This window comes from Streptomyces sp. NPDC059080 (assembly GCF_042739975.1).
In the GTDB taxonomy this organism is placed as follows: domain Bacteria; phylum Actinomycetota; class Actinomycetes; order Streptomycetales; family Streptomycetaceae; genus Streptomyces; species Streptomyces benahoarensis.
In genome coordinates, this window is the sequence record NZ_JBHYGX010000002.1 from 144451 (window position 1) to 164605 (window position 20155).

At 74.9% G+C, this 20155-nt stretch carries 8 protein-coding genes; 6 read left to right on the top strand and 2 right to left on the bottom strand.

All coding sequences use genetic code 11. The annotated features are described in order from the left end of the window. Nucleotides 1-136 precede the first annotated feature (136 nt). From ACFWWQ_RS01990 to ACFWWQ_RS02010, 5 genes are all read left to right on the top strand, one after another. Nucleotides 137-811: a DUF4232 domain-containing protein gene (locus ACFWWQ_RS01990; protein ID WP_384588537.1), complete on the top strand. Its 675-nt coding sequence runs from the start codon at nucleotides 137-139 to the stop codon at nucleotides 809-811. Nucleotides 812-993: 182 nt separating this feature from the next. After that, complete coding sequence (locus ACFWWQ_RS01995) at nucleotides 994-2223, top strand: GDSL-type esterase/lipase family protein (RefSeq protein ID WP_384588540.1); 1230 nt, start codon at nucleotides 994-996, stop codon at nucleotides 2221-2223. A 471-nt stretch (nucleotides 2224-2694) separates the two neighbouring features. Further along, nucleotides 2695-6729 carry an amino acid adenylation domain-containing protein gene (locus tag ACFWWQ_RS02000; RefSeq protein ID WP_384588543.1) on the top strand — a complete coding sequence of 1345 codons (4035 nt, stop codon included), beginning with the start codon at nucleotides 2695-2697 and terminating at the stop codon, nucleotides 6727-6729. A gap of 92 nt (nucleotides 6730-6821) precedes the next feature. Next, nucleotides 6822-16241, top strand: coding sequence for an amino acid adenylation domain-containing protein (locus ACFWWQ_RS02005; protein WP_384588546.1), 9420 nt, complete (start codon nucleotides 6822-6824; stop codon nucleotides 16239-16241). 46 nt (nucleotides 16242-16287) lie between these two features. Further along, complete coding sequence (locus tag ACFWWQ_RS02010; protein ID WP_384588549.1) at nucleotides 16288-17160, top strand: TauD/TfdA dioxygenase family protein; 873 nt, start codon at nucleotides 16288-16290, stop codon at nucleotides 17158-17160. A gap of 54 nt (nucleotides 17161-17214) precedes the next feature. Here ACFWWQ_RS02010 and ACFWWQ_RS02015 read toward each other — a convergent pair whose 3' ends face one another. Both ACFWWQ_RS02015 and tatA read right to left on the bottom strand, forming a co-directional pair. Continuing rightward, nucleotides 17215-18030 (bottom strand): hypothetical protein, encoded by an 816-nt coding sequence (locus ACFWWQ_RS02015; protein ID WP_384588552.1) that lies wholly within the window; start codon nucleotides 18028-18030, stop codon nucleotides 17215-17217. 49 nt (nucleotides 18031-18079) lie between these two features. Further along, entirely contained in the window at nucleotides 18080-18487 is a 408-nt protein-coding gene (gene tatA, locus ACFWWQ_RS02020) for a Sec-independent protein translocase subunit TatA (RefSeq protein WP_384588554.1), read from the bottom strand. A gap of 138 nt (nucleotides 18488-18625) precedes the next feature. Between tatA and ACFWWQ_RS02025 the strand changes: the two genes are divergently transcribed. After that, nucleotides 18626-20155: an LCP family protein gene (locus ACFWWQ_RS02025; RefSeq protein ID WP_384588557.1), complete on the top strand. Its 1530-nt coding sequence runs from the start codon at nucleotides 18626-18628 to the stop codon at nucleotides 20153-20155.

Below are 20155 nucleotides of genomic sequence, written 5' to 3' on the forward strand. Positions count from 1 at the left end.
TCACCCGTTCGCTCGCGGACCGTCAGTGGCACGTTGGTGAGGCGTTGGTGGAACGTCAGCCGGCTCGGGAAAAGTGGTGCACACGACGCGGGAACGATCTCGGAGAGTCCCGCACTCGAACGCAGGGGACCCGATCATGCGCACTTCCCGCATCCGCGCCACCGTCCTGGCCGCCGCCACCGCCACCCTCGCCCTGAGCCTGACCGCCTGCGGCGGTGGGGACACCAGCACAAAGAGCGACGCCGCCCCGCAGAGCCAGTCCGCGTCCGGCGGGGACGCCAAGGGCGACGCGGCACAGGCCAACAGCGGCAAGGACACCAAGGACGAGACCCGGTCGACGTCCGCGTCGGGCGGCACGGGCACCGCGGCGGACAAGGGCGGCGACACGGCGGGGGTCGGGCAGTGCGTCGGCGACGAGCTGCTGCTCACCGCGGAGCACCGGTTCGCCGGGCAGCAGGGCGACCACCTGCTGATCACCGCGTCGAACGAGGGCTCCAAGCCGTGCACGGTCACCTCGTACCCGTCCGTCAAGATCGACGGCGAGGGCGCCACGCTGCCGCTCTCGAAGAAGGCGGAGGGCGGCCACCAGCAGATCATGCTGCGGCCCGGCGGCAAGGTCTACAGCGCCGTCAACATCTTCGACTACGGCAAGGACAACAAGACCGGCACCGGCCTGTCCGTCGCGCTGCGCGACAACAACGGCCACCAGAAGCCCGCGTACTCCGTCGACCTCAAGGGCGAGAAGCCGCAGTTCACCTACAACGAGGCCGACGTCCTCAACTGGAACGCCAAGAAGCCGTACGACTTCTGACGGTGACGTGGCCCTGCCGTACGGCATCCGAGGGCGGCCGCGTCCGACCGGGGCCTCCCCGCCGGCCGGACGCGGCCGTCATGCCGGCCCCGCGGAACAGCGCCCGGCCCCGCCGCCGTCCGCTCCGCGCTCCGCACGGGAATCCGTGTGCATATCCGGAAAGCTCTTGACAAGCTGGCGCCATGACCTCTCAGCACGACGACACCGCGGGCCCGGCCGCCTCCCCGGACCTGCTCGCCACCCCGCTCACCGAGGAGCTGCTGCGCGGCGCCCTCGATGTGGAGCGCACCGCGCACGGGCTGCTGCCGCACCGGCTGCCCGCGCGCGCCCGCGCGCAGTTCTCCGACCCTCAGCTCTCCCTCGCGGAGTCGCAGCCCTCCGGTGTCCGGCTGGTGTTCCGCACCCGGGCCACCACCGTCGAACTGGACACGCTGCGCACGAAGATGGCGTACGTGGGCGCGCCGGAGCGGCCGGACGGCATCTACGACCTGGTGGTCGACGGGCAGCTCACCGCGCAGGCGTCGACGGACGGCGGGAACGTCCTGCTGGTGGACATGACAAAGGGGTCGGCCGAGACGAAGCCGGGGCCGCCCGGCACGGTGCGCTTCGCGGGGCTGCCCGAGGGCGCCAAGGACGTCGAGATCTGGCTGCCGTACAACGAGATCACGCAGCTCGTGGCGTTGCGGACGGACGCGCCCGTCGAGCCGGCGCCGTCGCGCGGGGCGCCGGTGTGGCTGCACCACGGCAGTTCGATCAGCCATGGCTCGAACGCCGCGAGCCCCACCACGACCTGGCCGGCGCTGGCCGCCTCCCTGGGCGGCGCGGAGCTGGTCAACCTCGGTCTGGGCGGCAGCGCGCTGCTCGATCCGTTCACCGCCCGCGCGATGCGGGACACCCCGGCGGATCTGATCAGCGTCAAGATCGGCCTCAATCTCGTCAACGCCGATCTGATGCGGCTGCGCGCCTTCACCCCGGCGGTGCACGGCTTCCTCGACACGATCCGGGAGGGCCACCCCACCGCTCCGCTGCTGGTGATCTCGCCGGTGATCTGCCCGATCCACGAGGACGCCCCGGGCCCCAGCGTCCCCGACTTCGAGAACCTCTCCGAGGGACAGCTCCAGTTCAAGGCCGCGGGCGCCCCGGCCGAGCGGGCCACCGGGAAGCTGACGCTGAACGTCATCCGCGAGGAGCTGGCCCGTATCGTGCGGCAGCGCGCCGCCGGGGACCCGCGGCTCTTCCTCCTCGACGGCCGGGATCTGTACGGCGAGGCGGACTTCGCCGAGCTGCCGCTCCCCGACCAGCTCCACCCGGACGCCGCCACGCACCGCCGCATCGGCGAGCGGTTCGCGGCGCTGGCGTTCGGCCGCGGCGGCGCGTTCGCCGGTACGGGCCGGCCCGCCGGGACGGCCTGAGCGGCGGGCGCGAGGGGCGGCGGGATAGCGGCGGCGCGGCCGAAAATGCCTGTTCCGGGGCGCCGCGAGCCCGGAACAGGATCACGAACCGTCGGCTTCGAGTCACCCACCGCGATGTGAACCTCCGGCCATTGACACCCACTCACGTGTTGATCAATCATCACTGAGGTCACAGGAACGAGCTTTCGACTCATTCCGCCCGAACCGACCCCCGCATGAGCGGTACCACGGCGACGGAGCAGGTACGTGGCGGGCGGACATCGGCCGCTCGTTCCCGCCGGTCCCGCCCGGCGGACGGGAGACCGGTGCCGCCGCCCGGCACACGGCACACCGGGCTTCCGCGGCACCCGGCCCGACGGACCCGGAACCACCGCCCCCTTGGTGCGCCCTCAGCCGTCCCTCTCGGCGCGACGCCCGTCGGCGCGCCCCGCCCGTACGAGCCTCCGACCGCCTCCCCCACAGAGGAAAGAGATGGTTTCCCCGGTGACACAGACCTTCGCGCATCCCCACAGCGGCCCGTCCGAAGCGGTGCGGCCCTCCCGCGGGCGGGCAGCGGTGCCGGGAGAGGGGGTGCCGCGGCCACTGTCTCCCTCGCAGCGCCGCCTGTGGGTGCTGAGCCAGCTGGAGGGGGCGGAGGACGCCTACAACGAGCCGCTCCCGTACCGGCTGCGGGGCCCTCTCGACACGGTGGCGCTGGGCCGGGCCCTGGACACGATCGTGGCGCGGCATGAGATATGGCGGTCCCGCATGGTGGCCATCGACGGCGAGACATACCAGATCGCGGCGCCCGCCGATACCGGTTTTCCGCTGGTCACGATCGATCTGTCGGACGAGGCTCCCTCGGCGGAACGGCTCTCCGCGGTGCTCCGGGAAGAGGCCACCGTCCCGTTCGACCTGAGCACCGGCCCGCTCGCCCGGGGCACCCTCGTACGACTGGCGCCGGAGGACCACGTCCTGATGGTGACGGTGCATCACATGGTGATCGACGGGGCGTCACAAATCGTGTTCATCGAGGAGTTGAACGCGCTCTACGCGGCGTTCCTGACCGGCGCGGACGATCCGTTGGAGCCGACTTCCCGGCAGTTCGCCGACCATGCGGCCGATCAGCTCGCCCGGGCGGCCGACCCGGAGGTCGTCGCGCAGGAGGCGTACTGGCAGGAGCGGCTCTCCGGCGCGCCGCCGGTGCTGGACGTGCCCGCGGACCGGCCGCGCCCGCCCCGGCAGGATTTCCGCGGCGACCAGGTCGCCCTGGAGCTGGACGAGGGGACGACGGCCGCGCTCCGGCGGGCCGGACAGGAGCACGGCGCCTCGCTCTTCGCCGCCGTGCAGACCGGCTGGGCCCTTCTGCTGTCGCGCCTGTCCGGCCAGACGGACATCGTTGTCGGGATCCCCAGCGGGAACCGCCGCGGCCGGAACGCCGACGATGTCATCGGCTTCTTCGCCAACACCCTCGCCCTGCGCAGCGACCTGTCCGGCAACCCGAGCGTCGCCGAGGTGCTGCGCCGGACCCGCGCCGGGATCCGTGGCGCGCTGACCCACCAGGAGCTGCCGCTGGAACGGGTGGTGGAGCTGGTCAACCCGCCGCGCAGCAGCGCCCACACCCCGCTGTTCCAGACGACGCTCTCCTGGACCCCGGCGCTCCGCACACTGCTGGAGCTGCCCGGCCTCACCGCGGAGAAGCTGGAACTCCCCTTCATCGCCGCCAAGTTCGATCTGATGCTGATGGTGACCGAGGAGGACGGTTGCCTGACCGGCCATATCGACTACGCCACCGCGCTGTTCGACCGCGCGACGGTGGAGCGGTACGCCCGCTATCTGGAGCGGGTGCTGGCCCAGATGGCCGCCGCGCCCGAGCGGACCGTCGGTGAGCTGGAGCTGCTGGACGAGGCGGAGAGCCGGTGGCTGCTGGCCGACTGGGACGCGACGCGGGGCGACGGCGCGGTTCCGGCCACCGCGCCCGCCTCGCTGATCGCCCGCTTCGACGCGCAGGCCGCGGCCCGTCCCGACGCCACGGCGCTGGAATGCGAGGGGCAACGGCTCGCCTACGGGACACTGGCGCGGCGCGCGGGCCGGCTCGCCGCCGCGCTGGCCGCCCGCGGGGTGCGGCCCGGTCAGGTCGTCGGGCTGCACGCCGGGCGGACGCCGGAGCTGGTGGTGGGGCTGCTCGGCATCCTCAAGGCGGGCTGCGCGTTCCTGCCGCTCGACCCCGGGCAGCCGGACGCCCGGCGCGCGGCGATGGTCGCGGACGCCGCTCCGGCGCTGGTGCTGACCGACCGCGCCGACGCGCCCGACGGCCACGTGGACCTGCGGACCGTCGAGGCGGAGGGCGACCCGGAGAAGGCGCCGGCGGTGGCGACGGCACCCGACGCTCTCGCGTACATCCTCTACACCTCCGGCTCGACCGGGCGCCCCAAGGGCGTGGCGGTCACCCATCGCAGTGTGCTGAACCTCCTCGACACCTGGCTGGACCGGTTCGGGCCCACACCGGGTGAGGCGACGTCCGCGTGGTCGGGCATCGGCTTCGACGCGATGGTCCACGAGCTGCTGCTGCCGCTGACCACCGGCGCCGAACTGCACCTCGTCCCGGACGAGTTGCGGGCCGACCCCGACGCGTTGCTGGGGTGGATGCGCGACCACCGCATCGTCCAGGCGTTCCTGCCGCCCGCCTACGTCCGCTGGATCGACGAGGCGCCCGGGGAGCGGCTGGCGGGGCTGGCGCTACGGCAGCTGCTGACCGGGGTGGAGCCGCTTCCCGAGAAGGCGCTGTACCGGATGACGGAGGCGCTGCCGGGGCTGCGGATCTGCTACGGCTACGGGCCGACCGAGGCCACGGCGTACAGCACCGCCCACACCGATCCGCGGCCGCTGGACCGGTCGTGCCCGATCGGCCGGCCCATCGGCAACACCCGGCTGTACCTCCTCGATGCGCGCATGCGGCCGGTGCCGCCGGGTGTGCCGGGCGAGATCTGGCTCGGCGGCGCCTCGCTCGCCGCCGGGTACCACGGCCGTCCGGATCTGACCGAGGAGCGGTTCCGGCCCGATCCGTTCGTGCCGGGTGAGCGGATCTACCGCACCGGCGACCTGGCGCGGCGGCTGCCCGACGGCACCGCGGAGTTCCTGGGCCGCCACGACGACCAGATCAAGCTGCGCGGCTTCCGCATCGAACCGCGCGAGGTGGAGACGGCGCTGCTGGCGCTGGACGGGGTGCGGGAGGCGGCGGTCCTCGCCGACCGGGACGACGCCGGTGAACTGCGGCTGGTGGCCGCCCTCGGCCGGGGCGAGGCCGCGCCGCGCCGGGCCGACGAGTGGCGCGCCGCGCTCGCCCGCCGGCTGCCCGACCACATGATCCCCGCGCTCTTCGTGGAGTTCCCGGCGCTGCCGCTGAACCGCAGCGGCAAGGTGGACCGGGACGCGCTGCTGGTGGCGGCGCACGCGGTGCCGTCGCGGGTGAACACCGCGGCGCCGCGCAACCACGTCGAGCTGGCGCTGCACCGGATCTGGCAGGGCGTGCTGCGGCGCCCGTCGATCTCCGTCACCGACGACTTCTTCGGCATCGGCGGCACCTCCGTCTCGGCCATCAAGGTGGCCTCCGCCGTCCGCGAGGAGTTCGGCGAGACGCTGCCCATCCGCGACCTGTTGACCCATCCGACGATCGAGGCGCTGGCCGGGCGGCTGCGGTCCGGCGCGTCCGGGCAGCCCGGGAGCAGCCTGATCGAGTTCCGGCCGGGCGACGGGCGGCAGCGGGTGGTCTGCGTCCATCCGGCGGGCGGCACCGCGTTCTGCTATCTGCCGCTGGCCACGGCGCTGCCGCCGGAGACCGGGGTGGTCGGGATCCAGTCGCCCGGGCTGAACGCCGGGGAGGAGCCGCTGCCGTCGGTGGAGGCGATGGCCGAGGAGTATCTGCGGCTGATCGGGGTGCGCGAGGACGAGGCGCTGGTCCTGTGCGGACTGTCGTACGGCGGGCTCGTCGCGCATGCGATGGGGCGGCTGCTGGCGGAGGCGGGGCACCGCCGGGTGAGCGTGGTGCTGCTCGACACCCGCGGCACCGACGACCCGGCGGCACGGGCGGCCGTCGTGCCGGTGGACGCCGAGGAGTTCCGCGCGAAGCTGGTGCGGTTCAACGGGATGTACCCGGGCATCGAGGACGCGCAGATCGACCGGTACCTCCGGATCTACAACCACAACCGGATGACCGCCCGCGACCACGAGGTGCCGTCGACCGGCGCCCGGCTGGTGTTCGTCCAGGCCACCGAGGAGGACGAGAGCCCGGCGGACCGGCAGGAGGTACGGGCGTTCTGGGAGCGGCGGGCCGGGGGTGGTCTGATGACCGCGCCGGTGGCCTGCGGCCACTGGGACATGCTGGAGGGCGACCAGTTGCCGCGGGTGGCGGAGCTGATCGCCGCGGAGCTGGCCCGGCTGCCGGAACCGGCGCCGCCCGCCGCCCCGGACGCCCCGGACGCCCCGGACGCCCCGGGTGACGGCTCCCCCGCCGGAGGTACGGCATGACGGAATCCCCGAACGAGCCCGTGGCGGACCGCGGGTCCGAGCCGACCGAGCCCACAGATCCCACCGAACTCCCGCACCCAGAAGGAACGTTGATGCCCGGACTGGCGCAGGCGGTGCACGCCTGGGCGCTGCGCACGCCCGATGCGCCCGCCGTGTGCGACGGTGCGGTACGGCTGGACCACGCGGCGCTGGACGCGGCCGGTGCCGCCGTCGCGGACGGGCTGCGCCGCCACGGTGTGCGCCCCGGTCAGGCGGTGGCGGTGCAGCTGCCGCGCTCCTGGCAGCTGGTCTGCGTCATGCTCGGCATCCTGCGGCTGGGCGCCCACGTCGTCCCGCTGGACGCACAGAGCCCGCCGGAGCGGCGCCGCCACATCCTCACCGACGCGGACGCCGTCGCCCTCGTCCACGGCGCGCGGGCCCCCGAGGTCCCGCCGGGCGTCCGGACGCTGGACGCGGACGGGCTGCTCGCCGCGCGGGACCGCTTCCCGGCACCGCAGGAGCGGCCGCCGTCCAGCGGGCCGCTCTCCTTCCTCCTCTACACGTCCGGAACGACCGGCCTGCCCAAGGGAGTGGAGCTCCGGGATGCCGGGGTGCTGCGGCTGGCCCGGCCCGGGTTCGTCGACACGGCGCCGGGCATGCGGTTCGCCTGCCTGTCCAATCCGGCGTTCGACGCGCTGACCTTCGAGGTGTGGGTGCCGCTGCTGACCGGCGGCTGCTGTGTGATCGTCGACGACGCGGACGTCCGCGATCCGGAGCGGCTGGCCGCAGTACTGCTGCGGGAGGAGATCGAGACGCTGTTCGTCACCGCGGCGCTGTTCAACGCCGTAGTGGACGCGGCGCCCGGCTGCTTCGCCGGTGCCCGGCAGGTCCTGGTCGGCGGCGAACAGCTCAACGCCCGTACCGTCCGCCGCTGGTACCGGCACAACCCGGACGCCGCCACCCGGCTGTTCAACGGCTACGGGCCGACGGAAGCCACCACCTTCGCGGTGTCGTACCCCGTACCGCGCGACTTCGACGGCGAGGTGGTGCCCATCGGGCGGGCGCTGCCGGAGACCGGCACGGTGGTGATGGCCACGGACGGGACAGGCGCCGCGGCGGCCGGTGAGATCGGTGAGCTGTATCTGTCGGGCGCCGGGCTGGCCGCCGGGTACCGCAACCTCCCCGAGGAGACGGCGCGCCGCTTCGTCCGGCTGCCCTGGTACGACGGCGGGCGGGCGGTCCACTACCGCACCGGCGACCTGGTGCACGCCGACGCCGACGGGCTGCTGACGTTCGTGGGTCGCGCCGACCGGCAGGTGAAGGTCCGGGGCTTCCGGATCGAACCGGGCGAGCTGGAGCGGCAGATCGCCGCGCATCCGGCGGTGCGCCGCGCCTATGTGTGCACCCGCCGCTCCGGCGCGGACGGCCCGCGCGAGCTGCTGGCGTTCCTGGTGCTGGACGGTGAGCTGTCGTACGAGGAGTGCGAACACCACCTCGCCGGCGGGCTGCCCACCTATATGCGCCCGCACCACCTCTTCCTGGTGGACGCGGTGCCGCTGACCGCGAACGGCAAGGTCGACGAGGCGGCGCTGCTGGCCCGCGCGGACCGGCCGTGGCGGCGTACCGGCGAGGCTCCCGCGGCCGAGGTGACGCCGTGGCAGCGGGAGGTCCTGGAGCTGGCCGGTGAGGTGCTGGGGCTGGCGGATCCCCGGCCGGACGACCGGTGGATCGCGGCGGGCGGCGACTCGCTGAAGGCGCTGCGGTTCTGCTTCGCGGCGCGCCGCCGCTGGGGCTGTGAACTGGACCGCTCGCTGGTCCTCGGCGGGGATCTCGCCGCCGTTGCCGAGGCGGTGGCCGCCGCCCGCGGCACCGCGGGGTCGCCCTATCCGCCGGTGGCACCGCCCTCGGGCGCGCGCTCCGCCCCGGCCACGAGCGAGCAGCAGCGCCTCTGGCTGCACCAGCGGCGCCACCCCGCCTCCCGCGCCTACCACGTGGGCCAGGCGTTCCGGCTGGACGGCACGGTCGACGCGGCGGCGCTCCGGCACGCGCTGCGGCAGCTGGTGGTGCGCCACCCGGCGCTGCGGACCGGTTTCGAGGCGACGCCCGAGGGGCTGCGGCAGACCGTCGGCGACCCGTACGACCCGTGGACCGGCCCCGGCGCGCCGCCGCCGGACGAGGAGGGCCGACGCGCCTTCGCCGCACGGTATTTCGCCGCACCCTTCGACCTGGCGGAGCCGCGGATGCTCCGCGCCTGCCTGCTGCCGGACACCGACGGCGCGGTGCTGTTGCTGCATCTGCACCACATCGCGGTCGACGGCTGGTCGCTCAACGTCCTCTTCGCCGACCTGTCGGAGGTGTACGCGGCGTACCCGGGCGAGGCGTCCGCGGCGCCGGACGCCGGGTACACGCCGCTCGACCACGCCCACTGGCAGGCGGAATGGTTCACCCGCCCCGCCTACGCCGAGCGCCGCGACGCGCTCGCCGCGCACTACGCACAGGCGCAGGCGCAGGGGCCGGGCGAACGGCTGCTGCCTACGCGGGAGACGCCGTTCCCCGAGGCGCGGCTGCTCCACACCCGCCTCGACACGGTGCGCCGCACCCATGTCGACCGGCTCTGCGCCCAGCTGGGCCTGACCCGTTTCCAGGTGCTGCTGGGCGCCTTCGCCTGGAGTCTGTACGCGGTGACCGGCCGCACCCGGCCGCGGATCGCGGCGCCGGTGGCGGGCCGTCCGGTGCCCGAATTCGCGGACGGCGTCGGGATGTTCGCCAACACCGTGCTGCTGCCGCTGGCCGTCGCCCCCGACGAGGCGCTGCGCGCCCAGCTGCTGCGCTGGGGCGCGGAGGTGGGCGCGGTCCTGGACCGGCAGGACGTGGCGTTCTCGGACGTGCTGGGCGGCCTGGCCGACGCGTCCGGGGACGACGGCGCGCCGTTCGATGTGCTCTTCGTCCAGGAGAACACCGACTTCGAGGCGCTGCGGCTGCCGGGCTGCGCGGCCCGCCCCCTGTGGTGGCCGCCGGCCGAGGCGAAGTGCCCGCTGACGCTCTCCGTCGTCGCGTACGCGGACGGGCTGGAGTGCGTCTGGGAGTACGCCACCGACCACTTCGGCGCCGAGGACGTCGCGGCGCTGGACACGCTGTTGCGGCGGGCCCTCGACCTCCTCGCCGCCGCGGGCGCGCACACCCCCGCCGAACTGGCCGCACCGCACCGCGCGCTGCTGCCCGACCACGGCCGCGGCCCGCGGGCCCACCCGTCGTTCGCGACGGTGGCCGAGGGCTTCGCCCGGCAGGTGGCGCGCACCCCGCACGCCCCGGCCGTCGACGACGGCACGCGGACCGTCGACTACGCCACGCTGGACGGGTACGCAGCGGCGCTGGCCGCGGAGGTGCGGGAGGCGTTCCCGGTCGCGGACGGCGCCCCGGCGCGGGTCGCGCTGTACCTGGAGCCGTCCTTGACGCATGTGGTGGCGCTGCTGGCGCTCGCCCGGCTGAACCTGACGGTCGTGCCGCTCGACCCGTCGTATCCGCCCGCCGTGCTGCGGCAGGTCCTCGACCGGGCCACGCCGCTGTGCGTGCTGGTGCCGCCGGGCGGCGCGCCCGGCCTGGACGCCGTCGACCCCGAGGGCCGTGTGGTGCGGCATCCGGTGACGCTGCGGGCGGGCGGCCCGGGGGCGCCGGTCGCGCCGCACGACGGGGCCCGGCCGCTGTACACGCTGTTCACGTCGGGGTCCAGCGGCACCCCGAAGGGCGTCCAGGTCTCCGACCGGACGCTGTGCAACCTCCTCGCCTGGCAGGCGGACGCGGGCGGTCTGGGCGCGCCCGCCGTCACCCAGCAGTTCTCGATGCTCTCCTTCGACGTGTCGTTCCAGGAGATCTTCGGGGCGCTGTGCGGCGGCGGGACGCTGCGGCTGATCGGCCCCGGCATGCGGCAGGACGCGCCCGCGCTCCTCGCCCAACTGGAGGCGTCCGGCGCGGAGCGGATCTTCCTGCCGTACGTGGCGCTCCAGCTGCTGGCGGAGCACGCCGTCCACCTGGGCCGGTACCCGTCGCGGCTGCGCGACGTGGTCACCGCGGGCGAGCAGTTGGTGTGCACGGACGCGATCCGCCGCTGGCTGGCGGGGCTGCCCGGCGCCCGGCTGTTCAACCACTACGGGCCGACCGAGACGCATGTGGTGAGCGCCCTGTGCCTCGACGGGGACCCGGCGTACTGGCCGGAGCGGCCCGCCATCGGGCGGCCGGTGGCCGGTGCGGTGCTGCGGGTCGTCGACGGCGACGGGCGACCGGTACCGCCCGGCTGCCCCGGCGACCTGCTCATCGGCGGCACCATGGCGTCCCGCTGCTACCTGGACACGCCGGGGGCGGACCTCAACACCGAGCGGTTCACCGAACTGCCGGGCGAGGGGCTGTTCTACCGCAGCGGTGACCGGGCCCGGTTCGGCCGGGACGGGCTGCTGCACTATCTGGGCCGCGACGACCAGCAGATCAAGCTGAGCGGGCACCGGCTGGAGCTGGGCCAGGTCGAGGCGGCGCTGCTGCGGCACCCGGAGATCACCAACGCCGTGGTGGTCCCGGACGGCGCCGCGCTGACGGCGTGCTTCGCATGCCGCGGCGCGACGCCCGACGCCGACGGCCTCACCGCGCATCTGGCGACGCTGCTGCCCGCGTACGTCCGCGTCACCCGTTTCCGGCGGCTGGCCGCGCTGCCGCGTACGCCCAGCGGGAAGCTGGACCGGTCGGCGGCGCTGCGGGCGCCCGGTGAGGAGGTGGGCGGCCGGGCGGCGGACGCGGTGCCGCGCTCGCCGCGGGAGGCCGAACTGGCCGCGCTGTTCGAGGAGGTGACCGGCCACGCCATCGAGCCCGACCGGACGTTCTTCGACGCCGGGGCCTCCAGCCTGACCCTGATGCGTTACCACCTGCGCTGCACCACGGAGCTGGGGCTGCGCTTCACCGTCGCCGACCTCTTCGAGCACGTCACGGTACGGGCGCTGGCCCGCTTCCTGGGCGAGACGGCGGACGGGGCGGGGACGCCGGTGCCGGACGCCGCGCCGACCGCCGCGTCCGCATCCGTATCCGTATCCGCATCCGTATCCGCGTCCGTATCCGCATCGGCTTCCGCATCGGCGTCGGAGCCTCTCCCGCAGGCCGAGCCGATCGCCGTCGTCGGTATGGCGGTCCGGCTGCCCGGTGCGGTGGATCTGGCCGCGTTCTGGGAGCTGATACGCACCGGCGCCCGCGGCATCGAGCACTTCGACGCCGCCGACGGGCTGATCGGGGCGCGCAGCCGGATGGACGGGCTGCTCTCCTTCGACCCGGAGCACTTCGGCATCAGCCGCGCCGAGGCCCGGCTGATGGACCCCCAACAGCGCCATCTGCTGATGTGTGCGGCGCAGGCGCTGGCGCACGCCGGGATCGCGGATCCGTCTGCCGGTGCGCGCACCGGGCTGATAGCGGGCGCGGGCGAGAGCGCGTACTACCGCACGATGCTGCGGGAGGCCGATCCGGCGGCGCTGCCGGACGCGTTCCGGCTGGCGCTCCACCACGAGAAGGACTTCCTCGCCACCAAGCCCGCCTACCACCTGGGGCTGACCGGCCCGGCGTTCACCGCCCAGGCCGCGTGCGCCAGTTCGCTGGTCGCGGTGCATCTGGCGGCCGGGCTGCTGCGGCAGGGCGACGCGGAGGTGATGCTGGCCGGCGGGGTGCTCGTCGACCCGACGCTCGGCGACGGCTACCGCTACCAGCCGCAGCACATCTTCTCCGCCGACGGCCACTGCCGCCCGTTCAGCGACGACGCGAGCGGCACCGTCGGCGCCAGCGGCGTCGGCGTCGTCGTCCTCAAGCCGCTGCGGCACGCCCGGCGCGACGGCGACACCGTCTACGCGGTGCTGACCGGCTCCGCGGTGAACAACGACGGCGCCGGCAAACTGGGCTACAGCGCACCGTCGCTGGCCGGACAGCGGGAGGTGATCCGGGCGGCCCTGCGGCGCAGCGGCCGCACCGGCGCCGACCTCGCGTACGTCGAGGCGCACGGCACCGCCACCCGCCTCGGCGACCCGGTCGAGATCGGCGCGCTGCGGCAGGCGTTCGACGTGCCGGAGTCCGGCCGTACCGCGCTGGCCTCGGTCAAGAGCCAGCTCGGGCATCTGGGCGCAGCGGCGGGCGTGGTGGGGCTGATCCGCGCGGTGCTCGGCGTGCACCACGGGGTGATCCCGCCGCACGCCGACTTCCGGGCCCTGAGCCCGCACATCGACCCGGACCCGACACCGTTCCACTTCCCGACCACGGCGCTGCCCTGGCCCGCCGACCGGCCCCGGGTGGCGGCGGTCAGCAGCTTCGGCATGGGCGGCACCAACGCCCATGTCGTGCTGGAGGCGCCGCCCGCCACGGAGGACGGCGCCGGGCCCGAGGCCGGGGACGGCTGTCTGTTCCTCTCCGCGTCGAGCCCCGCCGCGCTGCGCGCCGACGCCGCGCGGATCGCCGACCATCTGACGGCCCGTCCGGAGACGTACGGGGCGGTGCTGCGGCATCTGCGGTCGGGGCGCCCGGAGTGGCGCTGGCGGGCGGCCGCGGTCTGCCCGGACGCGGCGGCCGCGGTGCGGTGGCTGCGCACCGTCGACCCCGTCGCGACCCGGCCCCCGGAGACCTCCGGCACCGGCGAGGCACCGGTCGCGGACGCCCGCGGCCCGCAGGAGACGGTGGCCGCCTGGCTCGCCGGTGCGTCGCTCACCGCGCACCCCGGCCCGGCCCCGGCGCCGTGGGACTTCCCGCCGCCCGCCTTCGACCTGGCGGAGTACGACTTCCCGCGGGCGCGTACGGAGGACGGGGAACGGGCCTCGGCGGGGAGCCCGGCCGGGCACACCGCCGGGAGCGCCGCCAACACCCTGCCCACGGCGGCCGCGCGGCCCGCAGCCGCCGTGCCCGCTGCCCGGGCCGCCTCCGCCGCACCGCCCGCGAACGGCGCCCCGGTCCAGGAGGCCGACGCCGACACCCCGGCCACCGCGCAGCCGACGGCCGAGGCCGCCCCCGCCGCCCCCGCCGTCCCCCCGCGCCTCCCCGAGGCCGACTGGCTGAGCCAGCCCCACTGGGTGCGGTGGCGCCGGGCCGCGTCCGGCAGCCGGGAGCGCACCCTGCGGCGGCTGGTGCTGGTCATGGACGGGCCGGTGCCGGACGCGGTGCCGCCGGAGTTCACGGCGGCGTACGACCAGGTGGTCCGGGTCGGCACCGGGGACGCCTTCGCCCGGCACGGCGACGACGCCTTCCTCGTCGACCCGGTCGACCGCACCGCCTGGCGCCACCTCCTCGACGCCCTCGACCCGGACGCGGACGGCGGCACCGACTGGCTCCACGCCCTGCCGCTGGGCCTCGCCGGCGCGGTCGACGCCGTGTCCCTGGCGCGGGCCGAACGGGCCTGTCTGGACGCCCCGGCCGCCCTCCTCCAGGCGCTGGCGGACACCCCGCCCGCGTTCCGGCCGCGCCTGTGGTGGCTGTCGTACCAGGCGCAGCCGGTCCACGGCGACGTCGAACGGCCGGAGTCGGGGCTGCTGACCGGTGTCACCACCGTCGCCGGTCAGGAGGGTGCGGCCGACGGCCGGTGGCTGGATCTGCCCGGCCCCGACCCGGCCGGCTGGGCCGGGCCGCTGGCCGCGCTGCTCACCTCGGCCACCCCGCGCACCGCCCTGCCGGAGCGGCTGGCGCTCCGCGACGGCCACTGGTGGCATCCGGTGGCCGTGCCCGTCACCGCCGCCCCGGACCCGGCGCCCGCGCTGCCCGAGGACGGCGACCATGTGATCCTCGGCGGCACCGGCGGCATCGGCACGGGCATCGCCGCCTGGCTGCTGGAGCACACCGCGGGCCGGGTGCTCCTGGTGTCCCGGCACCCCCGGCTGCCGGCGGCGCTGGCGCCCTGGGCGGAACGGGTCGAGCTGATCGAGGCGGACCTCACCGACCCCGGCGGCCACGACGCGCTCGTGGCACGGATCGCCGCCCGCGCCACCGGCCCGGCCACGGTGGTGCACGCCGCCGGTGCCGCCACCGGCGGGCTCGTCGTCCGGCGCCCGGGCGGCGCGCACGGCCAGCGGGCCAAGCTGCACGGCGCACTCCTCGTCGAGCGGCTGATCGCCCGCTGCTCCCCCGCGCTCGTCGTCCACTGCTCGTCGATGTCGGCGCGGCTCGGCGGCGTCGGACAGTACGACTACGCCGCCGCGGCGGGCCTGTTGGACGCCTTCGCCCACCATCGGCCCGGCACCACCGCGCGGATCGCCCTCGACTGGGACGTGTGGCGGGAGACCGGGATGGCGCTGCGGGTCCCGGCGGGCGACGCCCGGCACCGCGCCCACCTTTCCGTGGGCCTGACCGTCGAGGAGGGCAAACGGGTCTTCGGCCGCGCCGTCGCGCTGCGGCTGCCGCATCTGCTGGTCTCCACCACGGACATCGAGGCGTCCCGCACCTTCTACGCCGGGCCCGCGCCCGAACCGGAGGCCGCCGGCGCTCCCGTACGGAACGCGGCAGGCGAAGGCGCGGCGCCGGACGCCCCGGAACCGGCCGGTCCCGTCCGGGCGGATCTCCTCGCCGGCTGGCTCCGGGACTGGCTCGACGCCGACCCGCTCGACCCGGACGCGCCACTGTACGACCTGGGCGCCGACTCGCTGACCCTGCTCGACCTGATCGGCGTGGTCAAACAGCACTACGGCGTGGAACTCGACCTGTCGTGGTTCGGGCCCCGGGTCAGCCTCAACGACCTGCTGGCCCATATCGCGCAGGACACGGCGCCCGAAGCCGCCGCGGCGGACACGGTGACGCCGGACGTGTGGCAGGAGGGCACCGGGCCCGAGGTGGTGTGCCTGCTGCATCCGGTGGGCGGCGACATCCAGGCGTACCGGTCGCTGGTGTCCGCGCTCGACGGCCGGGCGACGGTCTGCCTGATCGCGGACCCGGCGCTGCGCCACCCGGACGCGGCCACGATGACGCTGGACGAACGGGTCCGCCGCTACCACGACGCGCTCTGCGCCCGGTTCGGCGACGCCACGGAGCGGCTGCATCTGGTCGGCTGGTCGTTCGGCGCCTGGACGGCGGTGGGCATCGCCGCGCTCGCCGAGGCGGCGGGCCGCCCGGTGCGCGGCGTCCAGCTGCTCGACCCACCGCCCCCAGGCTCCGGTCCGGGCTTCCAGGGCTACGACGAGCAGCAGCTCGAAGCGCTCTTCGCCCACGAACTGGGGTCGGTGGACGGCGCGTTCACCGGCGAGGGGCAGGCGTACGCACAGCGGCTGGCGCGGTGCTGCCGGGCCAACCTCGCCTCCATGGCCGACCACCGGCTGCCGCGGCTGGCCCGTACACCCGCCCGGGTGTGGCTGGCCGAGCACCCGGCGGAGGGCCTGCCCGCACCGCTGCCCGCCGCCACGCACCGGGAGCTGTGGCGCGACCACCTGGCGCTGCCCGGCGACTGGCAGCCCCTGCCCACCGACCACTACGGGATCGTCCGGCCACCGCACGCGCAGGCCGTCGCCGCCGCGCTCCACGCGGCGCTGGACGCCCGTCCCTGAGCCATCCTCTGCCCGCTGTCCCATCCATCCACCGAAGGAAACAGACATGGAGCAGTACGAACTCGACGCCGTCGAGCGCCTCACCACCCGGCCCGCCAGGGAGTACCGGACCATCGAGGTCGCTCCGCTCACGCCGGTGATCGGCGCCGAGGTGTCGGGCGTCGACCTCACCAGGGACCTGCCGGACGACCAACTCGCCGAGATCAAGGCCGCGTTCCTCGACCACCACGTCCTGGTCCTGCGGGATCAGGACATCAGCCCCGAGGACCACCTGCGGTTCGCGGCCCACTTCGGTGAGCTGCGGCCGGTGAACCCGCCGCCGGCCGACGGGGACCCGCACATCCTGGAGATCGTCACCGTCCCAGGGGCGGAGGACGTGGCGGGCAACGCCTGGCACGCGGACGGCACCGCCGACGCCGAGCCGTCGCTCGGGTCGATGCTGCATGTCCTGAACCCCCCGGAGGGCGGCAGCGGCGGCGACACCCTCTTCGCCAACATGCACCTGGCGTACGACATGCTCTCCCCGACGATGCGCGGACTCCTCGACGGGCTGACCTCGATCCACGACGGTCTGCTCGCGTTCGGGAACCGGCCCATACCGAAGGGGCACGTCACGTCGAAGAGCGAGCATCCGGTGGTGGTGCGCCACCCGGAGACCGACCGCAAGATCCTCTACGTCAACCCGATCTACACCCAGCGGATCCCGCAGCTGTCGGAGCCGGAGAGCCGGGCCCTGCTGGACATGCTCTACCAGACGGTGTCGGGGCGTCCGCTGCTGCAGTGCCGGGTGCGCTGGGAGCCGAACACCCTGGTGCTCTGGGACAACCGCTGTGTGCAGCACCACGTGTCGTACGACTACTACCCGCGCACCCGCTACGCGCGCCGGGTGGCGATCAACGGCGGTCCGCTGAAGGGCTGAGACACGGCAACGCCGCCGGGCGGTGCCGGTCACGCGGCGCCGCCCGGCGGGGGCTCAGCGCTCCGCGGCGCCGCCCGGCCCGCTGAAGTCCGGGCTGCTGAAGTGCGGGCTCGCGAAATCGGGGCTCGCAAAGTCCGGACTGGCGAAATCGGGGCTGGCGAAATCGGGCGCGCTGAACCCGGGGCCGGTACGGGGCGGCCGCTGCCCGCCCGGCGTCGACGGCGCGTCCGCCTCCGACGGGACCTCCCCCCCGGCCTCGCCCAGCCGGGCCCGCAGGAACGGCAGCAGGCCGCGCTCGACCAACGCGTTCTGATACGCCGTCAGCGCGAGGGCGACCTCCGCGTCCGCCGTCGAACGGGCGCCCGCCGAGGGACGGTTGCGGGCCGCTGCCACCAGCATCCACAGCAGACCGCAGAGCGCCGCCACCGCCGCGACACCGGCCGCGATCTCTCCCGAGACGATCAGCTCGTCCGCGAAACGGCCGCGCAGTCCGACGCCGCGCAACCCGAAGCCGAGCAGCAGGAAGATCACCGCGGCCACCGCCGCCAGGCCCGGTACGAGCACGCCGAGGGCGGGCAGCACCCCGCCGGTGGCCCGGGCCGACGGACGGACCGACGGACGGACCGACGGCCGGGCCGGGCGGGGCGCGGGGTGGGCGGCGGCGAGGCGGTGGTAGGTGCGGTACTCCTGCTCCGCGGCGGCGGCGATGGCGGCCTCCGCGCGGAGCGCGTCGGCGCGCAGCTGCCCGGCGTCGGGGTCGCCGCCCGCGCGGCGCAGCGCCTCCGCGATCTCCCGGGTGGCCAGGGCACGGTCCAGGAGCTGCGGGAAGTCCGCCTCGTCCGGTGGCCGGAACGCTTCGGTCGTCGGCACATCAACCCCCGTGGTCGGTGCGGTCGGAAGGATGGTGCGGGGTCTCTCGTCAGCCACCGCCGGTCCCCCGGTCGGTGACGGGCACGACGGCCGGGGCGGCGTCGCCGGACGCGGCGGAACGGGCGGCGCCCGGCGCTGCCAGGGTGTGCGCGGCGGGCGCGGCCGGGCCGCCGGACGCGTGGGCCGGGGCGGAGGCGGCGGGCGCCTGCTCCGGGCCGGGAGCAGCTGTGGCGCCGGGCGCGGGGACGAAACCGGAGGAGGCTGCGGAATCCCCGGGCCCGGGCGGCGGCCCCGCGCCCGCGTCGTCGTTCTTCATCGCCTTGGTCTCGCTCTTGAGGATCCGCAGGGATTTGCCCAACGCGCGTGCGGTGTCGGGGAGTTTGCTGGACCCGAAGAGCAGGATCACCACGATTCCCACGATCAGCAGGTGCCAGGGCTCCAGTCCGTTACGCAGCATCGCCGCCGCCTCTCGGATTGCCGGGTCTCCGGTGGAACACCACCGGCCTTTACTTGCTACATTGCGCAACTATACAACTCTGGGCGGGGGCGAACCGCCTTCCCCGCAGGAAGAATCCGGGCAATTGAGGGTGCACACGTGACAGGCAGCCATTCGGCACGCGACGGACGCCGCAACGGGGACAACGCCGCCCGGGGGCGGCGCAGGCGCAGGCGCAGCAAGGCCCGGATAGCCGGGGTGACGGCCGCGTCCTTCGTGGTCCTGCTGGCCGCCGGAGCCGGATGGCTCTACTACCGGCTCGACGGCAACATCACGACCTTCGGCGCCGACGGCGTCAGCCGCGACCGCCCCGACGCCAACACCGGCGGCAGCAACGTCCTCGTCATCGGCTCCGACTCCCGCTCCGGCAAGAACAGCGAACTCGGCGGCGGCGAGGGCGATGTGGGCCGCTCCGACACCGCGTTCCTGCTGCACATCTACGGCGACCGCAAGCACGCCCTCGCGGTGTCCATCCCCCGCGACGCCCTCGTCGACATCCCGCCCTGCAAGCTCCCGGACGGCTCCTGGACCCAGCAACGCAGCAACGCGATGTTCAACTCGGCGTTCACCGTGGGCGAGACGGCCCAGGGCAACCCCGCCTGCACCCAGAACACCATCGAAAAGCTGACCGGGGTGCGCGTCGACCACACCGTGGTCGTCGACTTCAACGGCTTCGCGAAGATGACCGAAGCCGTCGGCGGCGTCCCCGTCTGCGTACCGCAGGACGTCTACCAGGGCGATCTCAACCCGAACCGCGGCTCACGCGGCGAACGGATCTTCACCAAGGGCCCGCAGACCGTCGAGGGACGCAAAGCACTGGACTACGTACGGCTGCGGCACGGCGTCGGCGACGGCTCCGACATCGGCCGGATCAAGCGGCAGCAGGCGTTCGTCTCCGGGCTGATACGCAAGATAAAGGAACAGGGCGTCAACCCCACCACGCTGCTGCCGCTCGCCACCGCGGCCACCGAATCCCTCACCGTCGACCCGGAGCTGGGCAGCGCCCAGAAACTCCTGTCGTTCGCGATGTCGCTCAAGGACATCGATCTGCACGACACCGCGTTCGTCACCGTGCCCTGGCGCTACCAGGGCGCCCGGGTCGCGATCGTGCACCCCGCCGCCGACTCCCTCTGGGCGTCCCTGCGTGCCGACCGCACCCTCGACGGCAAGGACGCCGCCGGTGCGGGCGGCGCGAAGAAGAAGCACGGCGAGCCCACCGCGCCCGCGTCCGAGGCGCCCGTCTCCGGCGCCGGGATCGACGTGACCGTCCTCAACGGCACCCACAGCAGCGGGCTGGGCTCCCGCGTCGCGGCCACCCTGCGCTCTTCCGGCTTCACCGTCCTGTCCACCACCACCGCGCCGTCCCAGGACCACACCACCACGCGGATCTCCTACGGCCCCGGCCAGGAGAAGCACGCCCGCACCACCGCCCGGCTCTTCCCCGACGCGGAACTCCACGAGAGCTCCGCGCCCGGCATCATCGTCACCCTGGGCAGCTCGTACAGCGAGCCGCCCGAGGGCGACGCCACCGCCTCGCCGCCGCCCGCGGACGGCAAGGTGCCCTCGGAGGTCTCCGACGACGCCCGCACCGCCGATGACGACGCCTGCTCGAAGCTGTCGTACGGCTGA